Annotated in this window: 22 protein-coding genes; 11 read left to right on the top strand and 11 right to left on the bottom strand. The window is 62.2% G+C overall.

Annotation, left to right across the window (positions count from 1 at the left end; all coding sequences use genetic code 11):
• Positions 1 to 79: 79 nt before the first annotated feature.
• The 7 genes from KUL25_RS08040 to KUL25_RS08010 are packed head-to-tail and all read left to right on the top strand — an operon-like array spanning position 80 to position 5,074.
• The gene (locus KUL25_RS08040; RefSeq protein ID WP_068355314.1) at positions 80 to 382 is read left to right on the top strand and encodes an STAS domain-containing protein; all 303 of its coding nucleotides are present in this window, start codon (positions 80 to 82) and stop codon (positions 380 to 382) included.
• On the top strand, positions 379 to 759 hold the full coding sequence (locus KUL25_RS08035) for a response regulator (protein WP_068355312.1): 381 nt from the start codon (positions 379 to 381) through the stop codon (positions 757 to 759). Before KUL25_RS08040 ends, KUL25_RS08035 begins: the two co-directional genes overlap by 4 nt.
• Positions 756 to 2,963, top strand: a complete 2,208-nt coding sequence (locus KUL25_RS08030) for a chemotaxis protein CheA (protein ID WP_257892474.1) — start codon at positions 756 to 758, stop codon at positions 2,961 to 2,963. The genes KUL25_RS08035 and KUL25_RS08030 overlap by 4 nt, the downstream gene beginning before the upstream one ends.
• The gene (locus KUL25_RS08025; RefSeq protein WP_257892473.1) at positions 2,950 to 3,417 is read left to right on the top strand and encodes a chemotaxis protein CheW; all 468 of its coding nucleotides are present in this window, start codon (positions 2,950 to 2,952) and stop codon (positions 3,415 to 3,417) included. The genes KUL25_RS08030 and KUL25_RS08025 overlap by 14 nt, the downstream gene beginning before the upstream one ends.
• Positions 3,414 to 4,295 (top strand): CheR family methyltransferase, encoded by an 882-nt coding sequence (locus tag KUL25_RS08020; protein WP_257892472.1) that lies wholly within the window; start codon positions 3,414 to 3,416, stop codon positions 4,293 to 4,295. Before KUL25_RS08025 ends, KUL25_RS08020 begins: the two co-directional genes overlap by 4 nt.
• On the top strand, positions 4,292 to 4,678 hold the full coding sequence (locus tag KUL25_RS08015) for a response regulator (protein WP_257892471.1): 387 nt from the start codon (positions 4,292 to 4,294) through the stop codon (positions 4,676 to 4,678). Before KUL25_RS08020 ends, KUL25_RS08015 begins: the two co-directional genes overlap by 4 nt.
• Entirely contained in the window at positions 4,679 to 5,074 is a 396-nt protein-coding gene (locus tag KUL25_RS08010) for a hypothetical protein (RefSeq protein ID WP_257892470.1), read from the top strand.
• Positions 5,075 to 5,135: 61 nt separating this feature from the next.
• On the opposite strand, the gene KUL25_RS08005 is transcribed toward KUL25_RS08010, so the two are convergent.
• Positions 5,136 to 5,663 (bottom strand): tetratricopeptide repeat protein, encoded by a 528-nt coding sequence (locus KUL25_RS08005; protein WP_257892469.1) that lies wholly within the window; start codon positions 5,661 to 5,663, stop codon positions 5,136 to 5,138.
• A gap of 327 nt (positions 5,664 to 5,990) precedes the next feature.
• Here KUL25_RS08005 and KUL25_RS08000 point away from each other — a divergent pair, with 327 nt between their 5' ends.
• Positions 5,991 to 7,727 carry a hypothetical protein gene (locus KUL25_RS08000; protein ID WP_257892468.1) on the top strand — a complete coding sequence of 579 codons (1,737 nt, stop codon included), beginning with the start codon at positions 5,991 to 5,993 and terminating at the stop codon, positions 7,725 to 7,727.
• A 3-nt stretch (positions 7,728 to 7,730) separates the two neighbouring features.
• Positions 7,731 to 8,753 carry a hypothetical protein gene (locus KUL25_RS07995; protein ID WP_068355300.1) on the top strand — a complete coding sequence of 341 codons (1,023 nt, stop codon included), beginning with the start codon at positions 7,731 to 7,733 and terminating at the stop codon, positions 8,751 to 8,753.
• A gap of 63 nt (positions 8,754 to 8,816) precedes the next feature.
• Here KUL25_RS07995 and KUL25_RS07990 read toward each other — a convergent pair whose 3' ends face one another.
• The 5 genes from KUL25_RS07990 to KUL25_RS07970 form a co-directional block, all read right to left on the bottom strand.
• The gene (locus tag KUL25_RS07990; RefSeq protein ID WP_257892467.1) at positions 8,817 to 10,340 is read right to left on the bottom strand and encodes a hypothetical protein; all 1,524 of its coding nucleotides are present in this window, start codon (positions 10,338 to 10,340) and stop codon (positions 8,817 to 8,819) included.
• Between the two features lie 162 nt (positions 10,341 to 10,502).
• Entirely contained in the window at positions 10,503 to 11,237 is a 735-nt protein-coding gene (locus KUL25_RS07985) for an SDR family oxidoreductase (RefSeq protein ID WP_257892466.1), read from the bottom strand.
• Complete coding sequence (locus tag KUL25_RS07980; RefSeq protein WP_257892465.1) at positions 11,234 to 12,535, bottom strand: FAD-binding oxidoreductase; 1,302 nt, start codon at positions 12,533 to 12,535, stop codon at positions 11,234 to 11,236. The genes KUL25_RS07985 and KUL25_RS07980 overlap by 4 nt, the downstream gene beginning before the upstream one ends.
• A complete protein-coding gene (locus KUL25_RS07975; protein ID WP_257892464.1) occupies positions 12,532 to 12,942 on the bottom strand; it encodes a GtrA family protein in 411 nt (136 codons plus the stop codon). Before KUL25_RS07975 ends, KUL25_RS07980 begins: the two co-directional genes overlap by 4 nt.
• The gene (locus KUL25_RS07970) at positions 12,939 to 14,522 is read right to left on the bottom strand and encodes a UbiA family prenyltransferase (protein WP_257892463.1); all 1,584 of its coding nucleotides are present in this window, start codon (positions 14,520 to 14,522) and stop codon (positions 12,939 to 12,941) included. The genes KUL25_RS07975 and KUL25_RS07970 overlap by 4 nt, the downstream gene beginning before the upstream one ends.
• Positions 14,523 to 14,602: 80 nt before the next feature.
• Between KUL25_RS07970 and KUL25_RS07965 the strand changes: the two genes are divergently transcribed.
• The gene (locus KUL25_RS07965; RefSeq protein WP_257892462.1) at positions 14,603 to 16,216 is read left to right on the top strand and encodes a tetratricopeptide repeat protein; all 1,614 of its coding nucleotides are present in this window, start codon (positions 14,603 to 14,605) and stop codon (positions 16,214 to 16,216) included.
• A gap of 10 nt (positions 16,217 to 16,226) precedes the next feature.
• Here the strand turns inward: KUL25_RS07965 and KUL25_RS07960 are convergent, their stop codons facing one another.
• The 4 genes from KUL25_RS07960 to KUL25_RS07945 are packed head-to-tail and all read right to left on the bottom strand — an operon-like array spanning position 16,227 to position 20,511.
• A complete protein-coding gene (locus tag KUL25_RS07960; RefSeq protein ID WP_257892461.1) occupies positions 16,227 to 16,802 on the bottom strand; it encodes a peroxidase-related enzyme in 576 nt (191 codons plus the stop codon).
• A 57-nt stretch (positions 16,803 to 16,859) separates the two neighbouring features.
• The gene (locus KUL25_RS07955; RefSeq protein ID WP_257892460.1) at positions 16,860 to 18,563 is read right to left on the bottom strand and encodes a dipeptide ABC transporter ATP-binding protein; all 1,704 of its coding nucleotides are present in this window, start codon (positions 18,561 to 18,563) and stop codon (positions 16,860 to 16,862) included.
• On the bottom strand, positions 18,563 to 19,498 hold the full coding sequence (locus KUL25_RS07950) for an ABC transporter permease (protein ID WP_257892459.1): 936 nt from the start codon (positions 19,496 to 19,498) through the stop codon (positions 18,563 to 18,565). Before KUL25_RS07950 ends, KUL25_RS07955 begins: the two co-directional genes overlap by 1 nt.
• On the bottom strand, positions 19,495 to 20,511 hold the full coding sequence (locus KUL25_RS07945) for an ABC transporter permease (RefSeq protein WP_068355566.1): 1,017 nt from the start codon (positions 20,509 to 20,511) through the stop codon (positions 19,495 to 19,497). The genes KUL25_RS07950 and KUL25_RS07945 overlap by 4 nt, the downstream gene beginning before the upstream one ends.
• A gap of 183 nt (positions 20,512 to 20,694) precedes the next feature.
• On the opposite strand from KUL25_RS07945, the gene KUL25_RS07940 reads away from it, so the two are divergent.
• Complete coding sequence (locus KUL25_RS07940) at positions 20,695 to 21,483, top strand: MipA/OmpV family protein (protein WP_257892458.1); 789 nt, start codon at positions 20,695 to 20,697, stop codon at positions 21,481 to 21,483.
• A 103-nt stretch (positions 21,484 to 21,586) separates the two neighbouring features.
• On the opposite strand, the gene KUL25_RS07935 is transcribed toward KUL25_RS07940, so the two are convergent.
• Positions 21,587 to 23,140 carry an ABC transporter substrate-binding protein gene (locus KUL25_RS07935; RefSeq protein WP_257892457.1) on the bottom strand — a complete coding sequence of 518 codons (1,554 nt, stop codon included), beginning with the start codon at positions 23,138 to 23,140 and terminating at the stop codon, positions 21,587 to 21,589.
• Positions 23,141 to 23,241: the final 101 nt, after the last annotated feature.

Here is a 23,241-nt window from a genome sequence, read left to right as displayed (position 1 = left end):
GAAGGGCGCTCGGTGAATGGCTCGCACCCAAATTCTGTGAGGGTTCGGCGGGCCGGGTACGCGTTTGAGGAGAAAGTTGATGACACCGACATACAGTCTAACCGGGCATCTCGACAGTGCCGCTGCCCCGCCGCTGGTGAAGGATCTTCTGCGATTTCGCGGCCAACCTCTTTGCATCGATGCAAGCGCCGTGACTTTCGCGGGCGCCCTATGTGTCCAGGTCTTGGTTGCCACGCAAAAACAGTGGCAAGAGGACGATCACGCGTTTCAGATCGCGCCACTCAGCAGCGGCCTTGCCAATGCGGCCCGCGGGTTGGGCGTGCCCCTGTCCACGATCGGGGCCCATGACGCGGATGTTCAGGAAATGGAGGTCGGCGCATGAGTCTTTCTGTTCTCGCAATCGACGATTCGCGGACCATGCGAAACCTGCTGAGCGCGGCCTTGGGACGCGTCGGATATGAAGTCGATCTTGCCGAAGACGGCAACGAAGGGTTGGAACGCTTCGCCAACAGTGACCCCGATGTCGTGATCACGGATATCAACATGCCGAACCTGGATGGCTTCGGTTTCATTGAAGCCGCCCGAAAGCTCACGCGCGACCGCCTCGTTCCCATCCTCGTTCTGACAACAGAATCCGCCCCGGAACTGCGCGCCCGTGCCCGCTCGGCCGGCGCGACCGGTTGGATCGTGAAACCATTCGATGACGAAAAGCTGGTCTGGGCCATTGAACGCGTGGCTAACACCGAGGGCAAGGCATGAGCGTCGGCGGTTCGGATCAGTTTCGCGCGTCCTTTTTCGAGGAATGTGAGGAACTGCTGGAAGCCATGCACGATGGCTTCGGTTTGATGATCGATGGCAACGATGATGACGAGACTATCCATGTGGTCTTTCGCGCGGTACACTCGATCAAGGGGGGCGCGGGAGCCTTTGGCCTTGATGGGCTGGTTGCTTTCGCACACCATTTTGAGACGGCCTTGGATCAAGTGCGCGCCGGAAAGATTTCGACGTCAGATGACGTGCTGTCGCTTTTTCAGCATTGCGGCGATCACCTGTCCGATCTGGTCGTATCAGCCCGAGACGACAAGGACGCCGACCCAGCACAAACAAAGGCGCTTGGGGCTCAATTGGATGACGTCATAGGTACGCCTACCGAAGCAGAGAGTGCCTTGTCTGATGCAGCCGTCTCCTTTGAGCCGCTGGCGCTGGATTTCATGGATTTGGCCCCCGCCGAGATGGTCCCGGACACGGTTGCTAAAAAGAGCGGGTTCCTCCTCGATTTCACGGCGGAGCCGGAGCTTTTTACCTGCGGAAACGAGCCTGCCTTGCTGTTCAAGGCGCTGGATCGTTTCGGACAAGGCCGCATATCCGTGAATGTTGATGAGGTCCCCGGCCTCGCCCGACTTGACCCGATGATGTCCTACTTGCAGTGGTCAATCGACTTGGAAACTGACGTGTCCGAAGACATCATTCGCGACGTATTCGACTTCGTATCTGATTGTGCGATCATCACGATCTCGACCCGTGATGCATCTGGCTTGTCACCTATCGGGGAGGATGGGCCGACTGTTGAAAATCCGGCCCCGGTCGAAGCTTCGGCAGTCTTGCCGCCGCTGGAAAATGAACCGACGGATGTTGCGCCGGAGGTGCTGCCAGAGCCTGCGGAAGCGACCCCCGAGGAAAAGACGACCGCCAAACCCGCAACTGCGCCCGTGTCCAAGGCCGCGCCCCCGCCGCAAACCATTCGCGTCGATTTCGAACGGGTCGACAAACTGATCAATCTCGTCGGCGAACTGGTGATCAAGGAAGCGATGCTGTCCCAGGCTGTCAGCAAGCACGACCTGACCAGCGGCGACGAGGTTTTGCAGGAGATCGAAGGCCTGAAGCAACTTGCCGGTGAAATCCAGGAAGGCGTCATGGCCATCCGGGCGCAGCCAGTGAAACCGCTGTTCCAGCGCATGGCACGGACGATCCGCGATGCCAGTGCGACGACCGGAAAACGCGTCCGGCTGATCATGAAAGGGGAGGCGGCCGAAGTTGACAAGACGGTGCTGGAACGCTTGGTCGACCCCCTGAACCATATGGTGCGCAACGCGGTCGATCACGGTCTGGAATCCAAGGAAGATCGCCTCGCCGCCGGCAAGCCTGCCGAGGGGACAGTGACGTTGTCCGCGGCCCATCGTTCGGGCCGGGTCGTGATCGAAATCTCCGACGATGGGGGCGGGATCAACCGCGAGAAGGTCCGTGAGATCGGGGAAGAGCGTGGCTTGGTCACTCCTGGCGCGGCGTTGACCGCGTCCGAGATCGACGCCCTTTTGTTCATGCCCGGGTTCTCCATGAAGGACGAGGTTTCCGAGCTGTCGGGGCGCGGTGTCGGTCTTGACGTCGTGCGCAGTGAAATCTCTGCCCTGGGCGGGCGTATGTCGATCTCGTCCGAGATGGGCAAGGGCACTGTTTTTTCGATCAGCTTGCCCCTGACCTTGGCGGTGCTCGAAGGGATGGTGGTCGACGTCGCGGGGCAAACCATGGTCATTCCGATCACGGCAATACAGGAAACCCTTCAACCCAGTTCGGCGCAAATCCATACGATTGGCAGCGGCAGCCGTGTCTTGTCCGTGCGTGACAGCCTTGTGCCGGTCGCAGATCTAGGCGCCATCTTCGGCTTCCGAGATACACCAGACGACCTCGATGACCACACGCTTCTGGTCATCGAGACCGAGACAGAGCGCCGCTGTGCCCTGATCGTGGACAGTCTTCAGGATCAACGCCAGGTGGTCATCAAGAGCCTCGAGACGAATTACAACCGCGTCGACGGAATCGCCGCAGCGACCATCCTTGGCGACGGGCGCATCGCCTTGATCGTAGATCCCGAGGGCATCGCGGGCGGAATCGCGCCGCCGCAATCAAGCCTTATGACTCCCCCCCGGTTAGACGCGCTAGAAGGAGCTTCCAATGTCGCAAAGTGAAACTGGTTTTCAGCCCGAGCAGAAGGAAGTCGTCGCGTTTCGCGTGGCCGGGCAGGACTTCTGCTTTGATATCATGTCAGTGCGGGAAATCCGTGGTTGGACGGAAACAACGACACTGCCCCACGCCCAAAGCTATGTGAAAGGTGTGATCAATTTGCGCGGCTCGGTCGTTCCCGTGGTCGACCTTTCGGACCGACTGGGACTTGGGGTCACGGAGGCCTGTGAGCGACATGTGATCATCATCACCGTTGTTGACGGCCAGACGATCGGCCTTCTGGCGGACGTCGTGTCTGATATTCTCGCGGTGACCGAGGACGCCATGCATGCGGTGCCGGACATGGTGTCCGATCAAGTAAAGGCGTTCATTTCGGGCGTTGTGCTGTTTGAGGGCAAAATGATCCGCCGATTGGATCTGACGAGTGTGGTGCCGTCCAAGGGACTGGAAGCCGCATGACCATGCCACAAACGGCGGTGCGGACGTCGTCGCCCTCACGGCAGACCATTGGGGACGCGGCGTTCGAAACGATTGCACGATGCCTTCAGGAAGAGACGGGTATCGTCCTTTCCGAGGCGAAGAAAGGCCTTGCGGTCTCCAGACTGTCACGTCGCCTACGGGTCTTGGGGCTAAGTGATTTCGATGCTTATTGTGATATTCTTTCCGGCCCCTCAGCTGTGCCTGAGATCCAGGAAATGATCTTGCTGCTCACAACGAACGTCACACGATTCTTCAGAGAGCCGCATCACTTTGAAAGCCTCCGGTCGCGGATTCTGCCGGGGCTCATTGCGAAGGCCAAGGTCGGCGGGCGCGTGCGGATATGGTCGGCTGGATGCTCTTCGGGTGAAGAAGCCTACTCCATCGCAATGACAATGCTTGAGGTCTTTCCCGAGGCGGCATCGTCGAACATCCGCATCCTCGCAACCGATATCGATCGCAATGTCATCCGCATCGGGCAGAAGGCGCGCTACAAGCTAAGTGAAGAGGACTTTTCCGAGCATGCGATCTTGTCGAAATACACGACAAAGGTCGAAGGGGCAGACCACCAGTTCGACGTCGTGGCGTCAGCGAAATCAATGGTTCAATTTGGTCAGCTTAACTTGATGGATCCCTGGCCCATGCAGGGCAAATTCGACATCGTGTTCTGCCGCAATGTCGTGATCTATTTTTCCACGGAAACGCAACAACGACTTTGGCCAAGGTTCGCAAATATCATCGTAGACGGCGGCCACCTGATGATCGGTCACTCCGAGCGTGTCACGGGGCCGGCAACGGAGATCCTGCGATCTACGGGCGTCACACACTATGAACTGAAATCCCGGGGGGCGATACAATGAGCACGAAAGATATGTTGAGGGTCTTGGTCGTCGACGACATGTCGACCAGCCGAGGGCTGATCATCCAGGCGTTGGAATGGATGGGCATCGCAGCGATCGACCATTGCGCGGATGGAAACGCAGCCCTTCAAAAAATAGCGGCGTCGCCGGTTCACATGGTGATCTCGGACTACAACATGCCCGGCATGGATGGGTTGCAGCTTTTGCATTCGCTCCGTAGCAACCAGCAAACGGCGCGGACGGGCTTCATCTTGATCACTGGAACTACGGACGGCGCGGTTATCGATAAAGGCAAGCAACTGGGCATGAACAATTTTCTCAAGAAGCCATTTTCGCCTACTGCATTGAAGGCGTGTATCGAACGGGTTGTGGGGCCACTCTAGATGGGGGCCGCGTTTGGACCAATGATCCCCGTCAGTGCCCTGCTGTCGAACATCTCGAATGAAGTTGAGCGATTGGCACAGGTCGCGGAAGGGCTTGATGAATTCGTGGGCGACCTCGCGGTGTCGAACGTCGACGACGCCGTGCCGCACGCCACGAGATTACAGGAGATGGACGCCCTGAGGCAGGCCCTTCATGCAATCGCGCGCGTGACAGCGACCGCTGCGCGCGACATCCCACAGGCCACAGATGCATGGCTGGACAAGGGCGCATTGGCAGAAGGCGTGACGCTCGAAAAGGTCCGTGACGCCTGCTTGCACATGGACCAGGTCATCAGCGCTGCGACCAACAAGGAGACAAACGGAGATGACGAGCCGACCTTTTTTGATGAGTTCTAGCCCGCCGGAATAACCTCCCACACCGGTGCCCAATCCGGGCATCGGTTGCGCGCCGCCGCGGTCAGCCGGATGTATCTTTCAACGTCGGAGATGTCGGCATCACGTCGTCTGAGGCGTCCGGCCCAAGGGATCCGTCATTGCCCAGGTGTTGCAAGACCGGACGCACATCCGTGGCGCGCCCTTCGGCCATCATGACTTCGGTCATGAGGGTTCTGAGTGCGGGCGTTTTCGGGTTGCGTTCGATCGCTTGCACGAGGATCGCGCGTGCAGCGGCCCCGTCCCCTGTCGCGATGGCAATTCTTGCCTTCGCCGCGGCCAATTGGGCCTGCGTCATCCGATCAGAGGGGCTAGCTTCCACGGCCTCGTGGGCAAAGAGAACCGCTTCGGCGTTTGCGACAAGGGTGCGCGCGTCTGCGATCCGATCCGCGTCGAGCGCGGCGCGCAAGGCGTTCTCAAACGGCGGTGCCTCGCCAACCTCTTTCGCTGTTGAACCAGGTTGATTTCGCCCGTCGACCCGATCACGCAGATCGGACTGGGTCCGAGGCATTTGAACCATCATTTCAGACAAGCCCTTATGTTTGCTGCCCATTGCATTCCCTCATTGCTACCTTGTTTCAAACCTTGGCCAATCCTGGCGCCAGCTACAGGATTCTATTGACCACCAACAAGGTAGCCCAATCCGGGGTTAATAACTTGTTAATTTCAAAACATAGATTGTTTGGACAGGGTCCCATTGATCCAAGGCCAAGCCCCTTTGTTGCAAGCTATTGAACGCGTAGACTGTCCGAGCGGGCCTGATGATGTGTGTGTTCACATCTCTGGGTCTTGCCGTTGCGTCAGCGTTCGCTTTGTTGCAAACCTTGAACCGTTATTCATAAGTTATCTGCGCGCTGCCTTCTGCGCGGCCCCCTTTCCAATGATGGAGCTCGTCTTGCTGCCCAAGTCTTCAGTTCTTTCCAATTTTTCCCTTTCTCTCATCGCCACCCTTACCCTTGCCGTTTCGCCGCAGGCGTTTGCGCAAGGCATTGAATTACCTGACCAATCCGTCATCGATGCGCAACTTTCCGAATTGGGAGGCAACGTGCCGGGCTCGGTCTTTGCCATGCAACCCTTCCGCAATGCGCAGACCCTCACGGCTGAGGACGGCACGACCTACACGCTGACCTCGCTCAACCCTCACGTGAACTCCTGGTTCGTGCTGGAGACGGCCCCCGTGGGGGGGCGCTCAAGATTTGTGCATTTTGAGAACGGCGCCCCCGAAATTTGGGACATTTCCCTGATCGATGAGGACGGTCCCGCACTGCTGATCGAAGGGGAGGGCGACAGTTTCGCCTGCGCCCCGTGGGAGGACGGCGAATTGGAAGAAGCGCAGGCCAGCTCCCTTCCATATGCGCCGGTGTGCGATTGGAGCCTTTTCGTTCGCAATCCTGTTACCGGCAATCGTACGACACGCGAAGCCGTGGCAGAATTCCTGCGTGACAATGTCATTTTTGGCGAATCCATTGTGAACCTTATCAAGGGCGCCTTCTTCGAGGATGCCTTCATGGTCTCGTCGGAGGGCGAGGAAGAGCTGGAAGAAATCGACGGTGTCGAATTGCTTGGCAACGCCCTTTTGGCGAATACGCCCAACATGCGGCCCTACATGGGGTTCGACCTGGCCGGCACCGATGCCGGCGCGATGACGGCGGGCGCTTGGTATGAAGTCGAGGAAAGCCCCGGGATCTATGCCTCGGTCATGCAGCCCGGCATGATCGCCAACGAGGTCATGCAAACCGGCGGTGCCAATGGTCTGGACGGGATCGAGCGGCGCGCGGATGTGTACCTTGTTGCCTTCGACATGGCGCGGTTCGACATCGGCTACGAGCTTGGCACCGATCACCCCGGGCTCGGCTGGTCGTCGCGCCCGCAGAACCGGCACAATCAAGGGCGTGGTCCCGATGGGTTCAACAGCCCCGATCCCTTGGTGCGCACGGGCATGTTGAACCCCGCCTTCGTCGAGCGTGTTGCGGCGACATTCACCGGAGGCTTCAAGCGCGACCACGGCGCGTGGCGCTTCGGCGATTACGCGACGTTCAACTATGGCCACCACTATGGGTTCATGCAGAACGGCGTTCTGATGTCGCGCCTCTGGCCGAACCTGGCAACGATGTATCTGGCGCAGGACGGTGAGTTGAACATGCGCACCTGGTCCGACGAGGACGACGCGCTGCTGCCAGAGTTGGTCTTCGCCCGCCAGAATGGCGTGCCGATCATTGAGGATGGCGTGCCGGGGCCCCGGGTCACGTCGTGGGGCGGCGGCAATTGGTCTGGCGACGCGAATGCCGTCCTGCGCACGCTGCGCGGCGGCGCCTGCATGCGGACTGTCGAAGGACGCCAGTTCCTGATTTACGCATATTTTTCAACGGCAACGCCGTCGGCCATGGCGCGCACGTTCCAAGCCTACGAATGCGACTACGCCATGCTTCTGGACATGAACAGCCAAGAGCACACCTACATGGCGCTGTATGTCCACGACGAAGACGGCGATGAGGACATGGAGGTCCAGCACCTCGTTTCGGGAATGGCAGAGGCCGATCCAGACAATGGACGCGTCGCACGCTTCATCTCGGCGCCCGACAATCGCGACTTCTTTTACCTGCTGCGGAGGCAATAAGTGATGCGACTGAGCACTTTCGTGAAGGCGGCGGTGGCCGCAAGTATTGTGGCTGTAACCGGCGCGAATGCGCAATCGCTGGCAGAGCGAAATGAGCTGTTGTTTCAACAGTTGCAAGAGATCCGGGGCCTTTCCAATGCCGAGATTAACCGCGTACGCTCCATTTTTGCCAATTCTCCAAACGGCTGGATGGGGCAGGGCAACCCCGCCGTCACGCAACACCCGTTGACGCCCGAGCAGGCCGCCGCGAACGTCGGCGGCACGGTCGCGCAGGTTCAGGCCAGCTATCGCAACCGCGAGTTCGAGCGGATTTGCGGCGGGCCTTACATGGTGCCGCTCTATGATCCGGAAACGCAAACGCCCCGTGATGCGACGGTTTGCGCAGACATGTTTGAATATCCAAACATCCCGATGGTTTACCCCGTCGTGTGGGTCCGTGCGAACGAGGCAGCGCAGCTTTGCGCCGCGGAAGGCGGCCGCATCGGCGACGCCCATGAGTGGGAAGGGGCGGCCGCAGGGCAACTTCTGCCGCCTGATTATCCGTTCGATCTGGTGCGTGGCATGGGGCTTTCAGCGGCCGTAAACACGATCCGCAACTACCACAACAACGCCTATGCCAGCACGCGGGGGACATACTCCATCGGGGCATGGCAATCGGGCGTCTGCGCGACCGGCTCGTTCAAGAGTGCCTCGTGCAACGGCGGTAGCTTTCAGGGCTGTGGCTCCAACACCTACCCGGCGGGCAGCTTTCCGGCCTGCCGCTCTCCGCTTGGGGTTTATGACATCGACGGCAACGCGGCAGAGCACATGAACCTGCCTTTGGCCGAAGATCAGATGGCCTCTGCCGGGTCCACGACCTTGGGCGTAACCGAGATGAAGGGATCGTGGTTCATCTGGGACACGATCCGCGCCCATGAGCATTGGGCGCGCTGGCGGGCGCCGTTCTGGCACGGCTCACGCGTGATGTCAGAGGGCAGTCACCGCAATTATCACTTGGGCTTTCGCTGCTTCCGCGACGTTCGCTGACAGCAGGCAAAACAGAAAAGGCGCGCCAGAACCGGCGCGCCTTTTTCATTTTGTAACAGAAGTCTACAGGGATGCGAGGCGCACCGTTGCGCCGGTCAGGGCCCCATCCGAGTTCAGGAACCCTGCATAACGCTCATCCGTAAGAAGTTCCCTGAGGTCAACGGCGCGTCCGTCAACGAAGGCCGTGCGGCTGACCAGCCGGATGCCGTGGGAATAGTCGGCATAGTACTCACCGTGGACCGTGGACAGCGGTTGGATCGCGCGCCCGTTGGTACGGTGCCAGCCGTAGATCGCGACCCGCCCCGGGTTGCGCGACAGGCGATTGGCAAGGACAAGGTCCTTCTTGTGACCCGCGACAAGCATGCCCTCGCGGACACCGGCGCGGGCGAATTGCCCTTCGATCGTTTCATTGTGGCGCACGAAATAGTTCGTTGATGACATGGAAGATCCCGGCGTCATCGGCGAGGGGGCCACCCGCACATCGGCTTGCTGATAGATCGCGTCGACCATCGTCGTCGTCGGCAGCATCATGTCGAAAGCGTCGGCCACGCGGAGCGCTGCGGGCAGGCCAAGGGGGACGCGGACATGGTCGTTGTCCGAGCCGATGGCCAGGTAATCGGGCGTCACGCAAATCGTCACCTCAACCGTTCGACCGCCGACGTTGCCGTTGAACGTGACCGGTTGCAGGTTGCGGATGTGGCTTGGGATGTTGCCGGATAGCGCCTCTTGCAACATGCGGTTGTCGCGGCCCGAGCCCGAGCCGTTGCCCGCGCTTGCCATGACGGCAGAACCGCTGGCAGCGGATCCGGGGCGGCGCGGAATTTCACGGGCCATGCGCGGGGAGCAATCGCCGCTGCCGCCGCTGAAAATGCTGGGACGCGGGCTTTCGCCGATCCCACCAAGGCTATCGGGTGCCTCGGAACGGGCGACCTCGATCTCGAACGTATCGGGGCGCGCGGCGACGCGGGTCACCAGATCAGCCGGGCGCAGACTGGGGCGCGGGCTGGAGGCGGCCAGAAGCACGGAGGTTTGCGGCCCGGTCTCGACGTCCGGCCAAGCGGGCGTCGTTGTATTAAGGGGGCGCGCGACGGGCCGCGGCAGGGCCATGGCCCGCTCTGCGTCCAGATTACGAGCAATCGTGACAACCCGCACCACGGAGGGCACGGTCACGACACCGGGGCGCGGCTCTGGCATGACGGGAGGGCGCCCCTCGACCACTGTATAGCGCCCAGGCGCGTCCTCTGGAGCCGGCGCAAGCCCTTGCACCGGGGCCAACTGCGGCGGCACCCGCACACTGGGCGCGCGGTCGATCACAACCGAAACGGTCGTGTCAAAGCTGGTGGTATCGGGGTAGCGCCGTTGCGGCGCCGGGTCGGCGGCAGGCGTGGCAGACGCGGCGACCTGTTCGACGGGGCGCTGTACGTTCAGCGCGTTCGAAACGACGACAAAGGCACAAACCGATGTGATGATGGTGGAGGCTAAGACAACGGCCAAGACGCCGTTTGGCTGCTCGAACGCTGCCAGACCCGCTGGGATCTTCACCTGTTTTGCCCGCGCAAACGCACGCGCGATTACTGTCCCGTTCATCGTAGAGCACTGCCCATATTGTTGACCGCGACCTGTCTGTCGCGTGTCGATGTCCCTAATTCTTTTTTAGCCCTATTCTGGAAGTGTTAAATTCGCAACAACGTCATGCCGGGTTCTATCCAGCGCTTGATTTTTGCGCGGAATCTCGCCAGCGCGCGTCCGTCAGATCGAGGTCTTTTTAAACAGCGGCTCTGGGATATTGCGGATCACCGCCATGACGATCCGCCAGATCGGGCGGGTGTAGATCACATTGGTTTTCCGGGTCACCGCCTTCAGGATTGCGGCCCCTACTTCCTCGGGTTCTGCGGTCAGGGGGGCGGGGGTGTCCATCCCTTCGGTCATTGCGGTTTTCACGAAGCCGGGCAGCACGGTCACGACGTGAACTCCCTTTTTTGCAAGGCGATTACGCAGGCCCGACAGAAATGCCGTGAAGCCCGCCTTGGCCGAGCCATAGACGTAGTTCGACGCGCGTCCGCGGTCGCCTGCGACCGATGAGATGCCCACCAAAGTGCCCGATCCGCGCGTCTCCATCGCGTTCGCCAGATGCGCAAGGACGGAGGCCGGGCCTTCGAAATTCGAGCGCATGACATGGCTCGCGGCCAGCGGGTCGGCTTCGCTACCCTTTTGGGTGCCCATCGCGCCGACGGCGCAGATCGCGACCTCGGGCAGGGCGGGCAGGGCGGCCACGAAGGCGGCATGCGAATCAAGCGCGAGGGCGTCGAATTCGTACAACGTCACCTCTGTGCCGTAGCGGGTGCGCAGGTCGGCCGCATCGTCTTCCAGGCGCGCCACGTTGCGCGCGGCCAGTTGGATTGGGTGGCCCGCTTGCGCGAAAGAGCGCGCGACAGCCCGCGCCATGCCGGAGGCCGCGCCGAGGATCAGGACCGGTCCGTTCATAGACCCAGCCTTTCCGATTGCACTGACGTGAAACGCTTTTTCAACCCGGCCTTGGCCCGCATGGCGGCAAAGGCTTCAGCCCGGGAGTCGGCTTTCGCCACGGCCTCGGGCATGCGGGCGTCCTTTGCCAGGTAAAAGCGGCCTTTGTGGGCCAATGTGATCGCGTCCAATTGTTCCATCAGGGCAAGGCTCCGTTCGTTTGCCGGGAAATCCATGGCCAAGGTGTAGCCTGCCATTGGGAAGGAAAAATGGCCTGATTGCGGCCCAAAGCGTTTCAGCACGGAAAGGACAGAGCCCTCACCGGACGCGGCGATGGTTCGCATGATTTCCTCCATCCCCTCGCTGGCGGTATCCTTGGGCAGGGCGCATTGGAACTGCACGAAGCCGCGTTTGCCATAGAGGCGGTTCCAGTTCAGCAGCCCGTCGAGAGGGTAGAAGTAGGTGTCCCAATCCACCAGCGCCTCGCCGGCGCGGAACTTGCCCAAGCGCCAATAGGCGCTGTTGAGCATGCGCAGCATGAAGCCCTTGAACACGAACGCCGGCACGCCGAAGGGGACGGGGATCTTGGGTTTGTGGCGCACTTTGAATTCAGGCTTGCGCATCGGCAGGTCCTGCGGAACCGCGTGGCGCCCCAGAAGCAGGATCGAATGGCCGTGGTGCGGGCCGTCGGCGCAATCGATCCAGGCCACGGAATAGGGCACGTCCATGGTGTCTTCGAACGCGGCGATGGTGTCGGCCAGCGACGTCAACGCGCGGCTTTCCTGCACGATCCACGAGGTCTCGACCCGGCGCAGGCGGATTTGGGCGCGCAGGATCACGCCGGTCAGCCCCATGCCGCCATTGGTCCAGTCGAACATGTCATCGCCCGTGGACACGCGGGTCACGACCTCGTCGGGGCCCATCAGGTCGATCCAATCCACACAGGACCGGAATGAGCCGTCGATGTGGTGGTTCTTGCCGTGCACATCCGCTGCAATCGCGCCGCCCAGGCTGACCAGCTTGGTCCCCGGCGTGACCATCGGGAACCAGCCGCGGGGCAGGAAGGTGTGGATGATATCGCTGAGAAGGACGCCCGCCTCGGCCACCAGAACGCCCTCGTCGAACGACAACATGCGGTCCATGCCCGTCATGTCGAGCGTTTGGCCCGCGTTCAGCGCCGCATCGCCATACGCCCGCCCGTTGCCGCGCGCGATCAGCGGCGCCTCCAGCACGGCGGCGCGCACGTCCGCCTCGTTCCGCGCCGTGACAACGCGGCAATCGACCCGTGGAAACCGACCCCATCCACTTAGTTCTGTCATCTGCTGACCTCCTGAAAGACAAAGCGTTTGTCGAGCTGGTACTTGGTGACGTAGCCCACGGTCAGGCCAATGATGGCCCCCAACTCGCGGGCGAAATCCGTGCCCCAAATCATCCAGAACGCTGTCTCTGTAACCCAGAAGATCACCGTCGTTATGACGCCCATCAATGAGTAAAGGCCAAATTGCTTGCCCTGCGCCGCCGTGCCCGTGGTCGTATCGTAAAAGATCCATCGCTTGTCGAGCGCGTATTTCACCACCAGACCCGCCAGCGTGCCGGCCCCCAGCGCCGCGATGAACCAAAGGGCCGTGTCACCGCCCAAAAGGACAATGCGCTGCACCAACAGGTTCACCGCCGTCGCCACCATGGCGAACGCCACATAGCGGGTGACCAAAGTCAAACGCGTCATAGGAACATCGCCGCCGCGACGATCAGCCCGCAAAACACGATCACCAGACGGGACGTCGAATTCGTGACCGCGAAGATCATCGGGTCGTCGTGCATTTCGCCACGATCCGCGACCAACACCATGCGGCTGATCCAGAAGAGCAACAGGGGGCACACGCCCCACAACAGCCATGGGGTGGCGAACTTGGACTGGGTCATTGGCTCATCCACATAGAGCGCCAGAACCAGCACCGCGAGGTAGCCCGAGGTGATCGCCATCTGGCTGATGATGCGGCGATCCTCGGCGACGTAGCCCCGGCGCGAGGCCTGACGGCCCGCAGTTTCGCGGTCGGTCAATTCCGCCAGCCGCTTTACCGCAGCAAGCGCGAAGAAGATGAACATCGAAAACGCAAGGATCCAGACCGATAGCCCGGAGGTGATCGCCACGCCGCCCGCGATGATCCGCAAGGTAAAGAGGAAGGCAAGCACGCAGATATCAAGCAACGTGTGTTGCTTGAGCTTCACCGAATACGCCACGGTTGCCCCGAAATAGACCGCCACGACCCCTGTCAGCGCAGGCGAGACGAGCAGCGAGATCAGCGCGGACAAGACCAGCAAGACAGGGATCGCCAAGGTTCCCAGCTGTGGCGACAGCGTGCCCGCCGCAAAGGGGCGTGTGCACTTGCGCGGGTGGCTGCGGTCGTCGTTCAGGTCCAGCAGGTCGTTGATCAGGTAACCGGCGGAGGCTGCGAAACTCAGCGCCACGAACGCGGCGATGATCGGCAGAAGGGCCTCGAACCCATGCCCCGGATCGGCAATCAGCGGAATGGCCACCAGCAGGTTCTTCAACCATTGCTGCGGGCGGATGGCGCGAACCAGCGCGCGATACGGGGGGGCTTTGGGCAGGTGCTCGGCTGGCGTTTGGCTTGCGTCCAGCGCCGCCACGACCTTGGGCGATGCGCCGACGCTGATCGCGGCGTCGGCCTGTTCCCACACCGGCAGATCGGCCGCGCTGTCGCCCATGTAGGTGAAGCCGCCGGGCAGATGATCGCGCAAAAAGGCGGCCTTATCGGCGCCTTTCAAATTGCGCGACCCGTCCGAGCCATAGACCTCATCGAAGAGGCCCAGGTGCTGCGCGACCTTGTCGGCCAAGGCCTGGTCGCTGGCGGTCGCAAGGATGCAGCGCCCGCCCCCTGCGCGCCACGTGCGGATCCGTGCCACCACGTCCGCGTCATAGGGAAGGGTGGCGACCTCGACCTCCGACAGGTCCACCAAGGCGCGCTTCACCGCCGCGCGCCCCTCGCGCAGCCGTGCCGCTGCCTTCAGTGTCGCCCATCCATCGCGCCCCATCGCCGACCACAGACACTCGTAAAGCATGTCCGAGCGCAGCAACGTTCCGTCCAGGTCCACGACCAGGACAGGGGCGGCGGGGGACGTCGGGCCCGAGGCGTCGGACGCCGGGGTGTAAGGGGATTGTGTCAGTGGCTTGATCCCGCGAGATTTCTTTCCCGGAAGGTGCCTCAGCGAACCGGGCTTGGCCAGTGCTTTCTGGGCAGCCTTTTTGCGTTTTGGGCGCGCCAAAGTATCGACAGGGGAAAACACGCTGGCTATCGTCTCAACGTCTGTTTTTGTTCAAGGATTTGCTTGATATGCCGTTGTCCCCTGCCGTTCGATCAATTTGCATGATCTCTGCCTTCGCCCTGGGCGCCGGGGGCGCGCTGGCGCAAGGCGACGACGAAGCGGCCGCCGCCGCCGAGCGCGCCGCGGCTGTGCAAGAGGCAACGGCCGCATTCGAGGCGCTGGCAGCCGACGGCCTCGCCGCCGAAGCGGAAGCCGCGAGAGCCGCCGCCGCACAGGCGGAGGCCGCCGCAGCAGAAGAACGGGCCGCGGCCGTTGATGAAGCGACGTCGGCTTTTGAGGCCTTGGCGGCTGAAGCTGCCGCACGCGACGCGGAAGCCGCCGCCGCTCAGATGGAGGACGCCGCCGCCGAAGAACGGGCCGCAGCCGTAGATGAAGCGACATCGGCTTTTGAGGCTTTGGCGGCTGAAACTGCCGCACGCGATGCGGAAGCCGCCGCCGCACAGGCGGAGGCCGCCGCTGCGGAAGAACGGGCCGCAGCCGTAGATGAAGCGACGTCGGCCTTTGAGGCTTTGGCCACCGAAACTGCTGCTCGCGCCGCCGCCGAAGCGGCCGCTGCCGCAGAGGCCGCCGCTGCCGAAGCGCGCGCAGAAGCGGTTGCAGAGGCAAGCACGGCATTCGAGGCCCTGGCAGAGGAAAGCGCCGCCCGCGCCGCCGAGGCCGCAGCCGCCCAAGCCGCGTTGGCGCAATGCATTGAAATCGCGGGGGAACCCTCAGCCGAGAACTACCCTTCCGAGGAAGCCCAGGTTGCCGCCCTGACGGCGTTGCGAGAGGCCTTGCCCGCCTGTCGCGCCGCCGCCGAGGCACTCCCGGAAGAGGGCGCGCCGCTTTACCACCTGGCGACGGTGGCCCAGGCGTCCGGGCGTCACCGCTCGGCCGTTCCTCTCTATGAACGCGCGGCGGAAGCTGGCGTTGCCCCGGCCATGACGCGCCTTGGCGATTACCACAATTTCGGACTGCGCCCGGTGCGCGAAGACGCAGCCCAAGCCGTTGAATACTATCGACAAGCTGCCGAGGCGGGCGATCCGGCTGGCATGGCGACGCTGGCCTTCATGTACCGTCTTGGGCGCGGTGTGGAGGTGAATACCGCCGAGATGGTGCGCCTGATGGGCATGGCCGCCGACGCCGGGTATCCGTTCGCTCAGTTCAACCTCGGGCAGACGTATCTGCGTGGTGAAGGTGTGCGGGGCGGTGTCGATGAGGCGCTTGGCATTCCCGATGCGCGCCGCGCGGTGCCGCTGCTGGTGGCGGCGGCAAACGCGGGAAATATGGACGCGGTCCAAGACCTTATCGAGCTGTACTCCGATGGCGCCGAGGGCGTGCCGCCCAGTGATTTCCTTCGTGGCGGCTGGGTGGAGCAATTGGCGGCCACGGGCAACCCCGCCGGGATCGCCGCGCGCGGATTCCTTTACGAGCAAGGCATCGGACGGGGCGCCGACCCGGAGCTGGCTGCCGCTGACTACGTTGCGGCACTGGAGACCGGTGAGGTCGACATGGGCAACCTGCGTGGCACGATCAACGGTCAAACGCCGCCCTGGGAGCGGGAGACAGCGATCGCATTCCAGACAATCCTGGCGGAGCGAGGCCTCTATACGATGCGGATAGACGGCGAAGTCGGCCCCGGCACACGGGCAGCAGCGCGCGGCCTAAGCGAATGACCTAAAATAGTTATTCGCGATCCATGGCGTGATATTCCGGGTTCGGCATCATATCGGACGCGATCGCGAAGCGGTTGGACATGTTGAAGAACGCGATGACGTCCGAGAGGTCGAAGATCTCATCTTGGCTCAGGCCAGCGGCTTCCAGCTTGGCCCGTTCCTCGCCTGCGACCTCCCACGGGGCCGTGGTTAATTTCCACGCGAAATCCAGCATCGCCTTCTGGCGCTTGGGCAATTCGGCGACGCGGTAATTCATCACCAGCATCTCGCCCAACTGCGGGTCGCCGGACAGTTTCCGCACCGCCTGCCCATGAGCTACAAGGCAATAAAAACAGCGGTTTGCGGAAGAGACGACCACGGCCACCATCTCGCGCTCCAGCTTGGACAGACGGCTCTCGCCCAACATCAACGTGTTGTAGTACTGCCCAAACGCGCGAAGCTTTTCCTGGTTAACCGAGAAGGTGCGCAGCACGTTCGGCACCATGCCGAGTTTTTCCTGGCAAACCTCGAAATAGCGCCTCGTGTCGTCGTCCAAAGCGTCGAAATCCGGAAGGTCATAGATGGAGATGTGGTCTGGTTGTGGCATGGAAACCTTTCGATGGGGTATATCAATGGTACATCAATTTGTCCGCGCGGTGCCCGTTCAAGCGACAGAAAGCCCCTCGTCCGACAGACCATCCAGACGCGGCATAAGCGACAGAAGCTGTTGGGTGTAGGGATGTTGGGGGGAGGCGAAAAGCGCCTCGGTCTCGGCCACTTCGACCAACGCGCCATTCTTCATCACGCCGACACGGTTGCACATCTGGCGCACGACAGGCAGGTCGTGGGAGATGAACAGCATGGTCAGGCCAAGGTGCTCTTGCAGATCCTTCAGGATGTTAAGGATTTGCGCCTGGATGGAGACGTCGAGGGCGCTTGTCGGTTCATCGCAGATCAGGAAGCGCGGCTGGGTGGCCAAAGCGCGAGCGATTGAAATGCGCTGACGCTGCCCGCCGGAGAATTCATGGGGGTACTTCAGACCCGCCGCCGCCCCGAGGCCCACGCGGTCCAGCAGTTCCGACACGCGGTCCTTCAACGCCTGGCCCGCCAGAAGGCCGTGATGACGGGCAGGCTCTGCAATGATTTCGTCGACGCGCATGCGCGGGTTGAGGGACGAATAGGGGTCCTGGAAAATCATCTGGATCTGCTTGCGATACCAGTCCGGCACGCCGCCCGGCTGGTTCGATACGGGCTTGCCATCAAAGCTGACTTCGCCGCCATCGACCTTGTAGAGCCCGGCGATCATCCGCGCGATGGTGGACTTGCCCGAGCCGGATTCGCCGACCAGACCAAAGACCTCCCCCTGCTTGATGTCGAATTTCGCGGCATCCACGGCGGTAAACATCTTCCGATTGCGCGGCAGGATCGCGCGGGTCTGGACGAAACGCTTGGTGATCGCGTCGGCCTGAACCAGTGTCTTGGAGCGATCTGTTTGTACCTCGGGCCAGTTGCGCTTGAGGTCCTCGATCGCGAATTCCATCACGCGTCCGCCGTAAGAGATCAACGGGAAACGGTCCAGCTTGACAGTGGGGCGCGGGACAGCGGCGATGAGGGATTTGGTGTAGGGATGGGAGGGCTGACCAAGGACCTGCGCCGTCGCCCCGGATTCGACGACCTCGCCCATGTACATGACGGTGACCTTGTCCGTTGTGTCGGCGATCACGCCCATGTCGTGGGTGATCAGGATCACGCCTACCTGCCGCTCGGTCGCCAATTCCTTGATCAGATCAAGGATTTGCGCCTGGATGGAGACGTCGAGCGCCGTGGTCGGTTCATCCGCAATGATGACATCAGGCTCGGAACAGAGGGCGAGTGCAATGACCACGCGCTGGCGCATCCCGCCGGAAAACTGGTGCGGATATTGGTCAAGGCGCGCTTCGGGATCGGGGATGCCCACGCGGTCGATCAGGTCGCGGGCGCGGGTGTTGGCTTCATCTGCTGTGACGTCGAGATGCTCGGATATGGTCTCAACAAGCTGCTGGCGGACCGTGAAGAGCGGGTTCAATGACGTCAGCGGATCCTGGAAGATCATGGAGATCTTCTTGCCGCGCAGGGCGCGCATGGCGTCGGTGTCGAGGCCGCTGATTTCCTCGCCCTTATAGCGGATGATCCCGCCTGCGATGCGCCCCGGGCGATCCAGCAGCCCCATGACGGCGGCGCCGATGGTGGACTTTCCGGCGCCGGATTCGCCCACGAGGCCGTGGATTTCACCGGGTTCGACGCTCAGATGCGCGTTCTTCACTGCCGTGAACAGGGCGCGGCGTGTGGGGAATTCAACGGTGAGGTCTTCGATTTCCAGCAGGGACATCAGCGCAGCCTCGGGTTGATGGCGTCGCGGAGCCAGTCGCCGAGGAGGTTCACGGCGAGGGCGAGGACAAGGAGGGTCGCGGCAGGGAAGACCAGGATCCACCATTTGCCGGAGAAGAGGAAGGTTTGCCCGATGCGGATCAGGGTGCCGAGGGACGGCTCTGTCGGCGGTGCGCCGACGCCGAGGAAGCTCAGCGTGGCCTCGGCGATGATCGCGAGGGCCAGGGAGATGGTGGCGATGACGAGGACCGGCGACAGGACGTTGGGCAGGATGTGGCGGGCCATGATGGTGAAGGACGAGCGGCCGATCAGGCGGGCGGCTTGCACGTATTCCTTGTTCTTCTCGACCAGTGTCGCGCCGCGGACGACGCGGGCGAATTGCACCCAGTCCGACAGCCCAATAGCAAGGATCAGGACGAACAGCGCCATCTCATCGCGGTACTCGATCGGGGTGACGCCCTTTGCGATGCCCGAGATCAGCAGCGCCACCAGGATCGAGGGAAATGTAAGCTGGATATCGGCGATGCGCATGATGATCGTCTCGGTCCAGCCGCCCACATATCCTGCCAGAAGGCCGAGGGTGACCCCGAGGATCAGCGCGAAGGAGACCGCGGCAAAGCCCACGAAAAGGGAGATGCGAAGCCCATACAGGATCGTTGAAAAGACGTCACGGCCCTGGTCGTCGGTGCCCAGAATGAAGCTGTCGCCGGTGAACGGCGACGGGGTGCCCGGCGGGGTGAGCCCGTTCATCAGGTTAAGCGTCGCCGGGTTGAAGGGATCATGGGGCGCGATCAGCGGCGCGAAGACGGCCGCGAAGATCATCAGAGCCGTGACGCCCGCCGAGATCATGGCCACCGGAGAGCGGGTGAAGGCGTAGCCGACATCGCTGTCGAGCGCGCGGGCGAGGCGTCCCTTGGGACGGGATGTATCGGTCATGTCGTTTTCCCATCCACGCGCAGGCGCGGGTCAATCGCCACATAAAGCAGGTCCACGATCAGGTTGATGCCCACGAACATGACCGAGATCAGCATCAGGTAGGCTGCCATGACGGGGATATCCACGAACTGGATCGCGTTGATAAAGAGAAGCCCCACGCCGGGCCATTGGAAGACGGTCTCGGTAATGATCGCAAAGGCGATGATGGCCCCCAGTTGCAGGCCCGTCACGGTGATCACCGGAACCATGGTATTTTTCAGGGCATGGCGGAAGTTGATCGCCCGGTCGCTGAGGCCCCGGGCCCGGGCGAAGCGGATGTAGTCGGCGCGCAGGACCTCCAGCATCTCGGCGCGCACAAGGCGCATGATCAGGGTCATCTGGTAAAGGCCAAGGGTAATGGCGGGCAGGATGATCGAGTGGACGCCGTCCCACGTCGCGAAACCGGTGGTCCACCATCCTAGGTCGACCGTGTCGCCGCGCCCGAAGGTGGGCATGCCGCCGGTGTTGAAGGTGGTTTCGGTGAAGGGAATGCGGATGTCGATGCCGACGCCGAAACCGTAGATCAGAAGCACGCCGATCAGGAAGGTGGGAAGGGACACGCCGATCAGGCTGACGGACATGATGAAATTCGCCCAGAACCCATCGCGGCGGATGGCGGTGAAGATACCCAGAACAATGCCCATACCAAGGGCGATGACGCCCGAGACGATGGCCAGCTCCAGCGTGGCGGGCAGGCGCTCGACGATGATCTCGGCGACGGGGCGGCCTTGGCGGTAAGAAATGCCGAAGTCGCCTTGGACGGCACGCACGAGGAAATCCCAATACTGGAGGAAGAACGGCTTGTTGAGGCCAAGGGTCTCGCGCAGACGCTCGATATCTTCCATCGTGCGTTCCTGGCCCAACATCGTGTCGACCGGGTCGCCCACGAAGCGAAACATGGCGAACGCCACAAGTCCCACGACCAGAAGGACGAGGATTGATTGCAGCACGCGTCGTAAGATGAAGTTCAACATCCAAGTGTTGTGAGGCTTGCCCGAATGAGGGTCAAGGGATGTGCGGTAACGGTTTCGCATTTGTCGGGCCGGCGCGCCCGAAATAGCGGCACGCGGCAGCGATGGGGCCGTGCTATTTCCGCATAATACCCTATATCAGAGCCATATATCGGACGGGACGACAGATTCCGTTGCACGAAAGGGATGAACGCGGTGAACAAGGTGGGAAGCGTGGCGGCCGGACTGGCCGCGGCGCTGTGTCTGGGGGCGGGCGCCGCCCCCACGGCGGTGCAGGCGCAGAGCTTCGGCATCTCGGGCGAAATCGGCTTTGGCGCGCGGGTGCGACAGCAGTATTTCGGGGCAGAAGGCTATGGCGTCAGCCCCCGCGGGCGGGGCTCGCTTGAGTCGTTGACCTTCGGCCCGATCAGCAGCGGAGAGCCCGGCGTGGCGCGCGACCCGGAGGGTTTCGGCGTTCGCGGCGCAGTGCGGCTGGTGCCGGGCCGCTCGGCCTCGGATTTCTCGGAGCTTGCGGGGCTGAAAGACGTGCCGTTCTCGCTGGAGTTGGGTATGGGCGTGGCCTACGAGATGGAAAACGCCCGCGTGTTTGTCGATGTGCGCAACGGTGTGATCGGCCATGGGGCATGGGTCAGCGAGATTGGTGGCGATGTGATCTATCGGCCCACGGACCGGATGACGATTTCCGCCGGGCCGCGCTTGTTCTTCGGCTCGGACGATTACGCAAACACCTATTTCGGGGTCACGGCGGCGGAGGCCGGGGCCAGTGCGTTCAGCGCTTTTGATGCGTCGGGCGGCCTGCTGTCCTCTGGGTTCGAGGTGCGCGTCGACCAGCGGCTGAACGACGATTGGTCGATCCGGGGCGAGTTGGAATACAGCCGGTTCCTCAATGACGCGGGCGCCAGCCCGATCATACAAGAAGCCGACCACGCGATCTTCAACCTGACATTGGCGCGCCGCTTCAGCTTCGGGTTCTAGCCCCGCGCCGCTGCCGACATGCAAAAGGCCGGGTGTAATACCCGGCCTTTTTTGTTGTCAGGGGCGAGTGGGCCCCCCGATATCGGTTTCGACTTGCGCAAGATCAGTTCTCGGCCCCGACCGTCACCCAACGCAGGATGAAGAAGTTATCGGGGCGCTGGGTCAGTTCGATCCCATCGGCCACCCCCCAAAGAAGCGGCTGGACGTACATTGTATTGTAGACCGCATCGTCCTGCACGATGGCCGCTGCCTCATCCAGCATCGCCTGGCGCGCGCCCTCGTCGATCTCGGATTGGATCAGGGGCAGCATTTCGTCGATGCGCGGATTGGAGTAGCCACCAAAGTTCCACGTCCCGAGGTTCTCGGTGTTGGTGTGGACAAGGAAGCGCAAGGGATGCTCGGCGTCGAACGTGCCGGGGGACCAGCCCAGAAGGTACATGTCGTAATTATCGGCACGCAGTTCCGGCCAGTAGTTGGAGACGGGCATCGTCTCCAACACGGGGTTGAGGCCAACTTGCGAAAGCATGCCGACGATGGCTTGGCACACGGCCTCGTCGTTCAGGTAGCGGTCATTGGGGCACGACAGGTTGAATGTCGCGCCTTCGGCCCCGGCGTCCGCGATCAGGCTGCGGGCCAGGTCCGGGTCGAAGGCCGGACGATCTGCGCGCGCTTCGGAGTAGCCGCGCATGGCAGGGGACACGAGCTGGCTGGCCTCTGCCGCGTTGCCGCCCATGATCGCTTGCAGGATCGCGGGTACGTTGACCGCATGGGCCACCGCCTGGCGCACGCGGACGTCGGCGAAGATGTTGTCTTCGCCGTTCACCAGCGTGTCATGGTCAATGCCGTAACCAAGCATGATCACCCGCGCCTCGATCCCCGAGAGGACATGGACACCATCGGCGGCGTCGACGCGGTCGGCATCCTGCACCGGGACCGGATCGATCAGGTCGATGTCACCGGACAGAAGGGCTGCGACGGCGGTGGCGGAGTTCTGGATCGGTGTGAAGATCGCCTCGGTCACGTTATGCTCGACCTCGCCCCACCAGCCGTCGAACGGCACAAGGACGGTTTCCAGATCGGGCTGACGGCTTTGCAGCATGAAAGCGGCGGTGCCGTTGACGTTTCGGGTGGCGAAGTTTTCGCTGTCGCGCGCCGGGCGTTCCGCGCCGTTGGCGGCGGCCCAATCGCTATCCATCATCATCCAGTTGGCAATGGAATCCGGAAAAATCGGTTGCGGCGTGGTGGTGAGGATGTCGACGGTGAATGGGTCCACGACCTCGACCCCCGAGACAACGGCGAACCAGCTGGCGACGTCGCTGGCCTCGGAGCTTGCGCGCTCATAGCTAAAAAGTACGTCATCGGCGTCGAAGGCGGCGCCGTTGTGGAAGGTCACGCCCTGGCGCAGGTTGAAACGCCAACCGGCACCGTCGGGCAGAGGCTCCCAGGATTCTGCCAGCGCGCCCTCGATCGACATGTCGCGACCGCGCCGCACGAGGCCTTCGTAAACGTTGTTTAGAAATCCAAGCACCGGGGCGGAAGAGACCGCGTGGGGATCCATGGTTTGCGGATCGGTTGTGGCGGCCCACCGGAAGGTCTCGGCCTGCGCTGGAAGGGCGGTGGCCAGCGCAAGGACGCTGGCGGTGACAAGGCGGTTCATATGGTTTCTCCCCGAGTGTGGTGCGCGCAGGCGCGTAAGCGTCACAGGGTGGCGCATTGTCACAGGTAGTACGAGGGGCCGGAGGTTCACGAAACTGTGAG

Origin of the sequence: Gymnodinialimonas phycosphaerae, from assembly GCF_019195455.1 — a bacterium.
Lineage (GTDB): Bacteria > Pseudomonadota > Alphaproteobacteria > Rhodobacterales > Rhodobacteraceae > Gymnodinialimonas > Gymnodinialimonas phycosphaerae.
The sequence above is the reverse complement of the archived record's forward strand: the minus strand, read 5'-3'. Positions and strand labels throughout refer to the sequence as shown.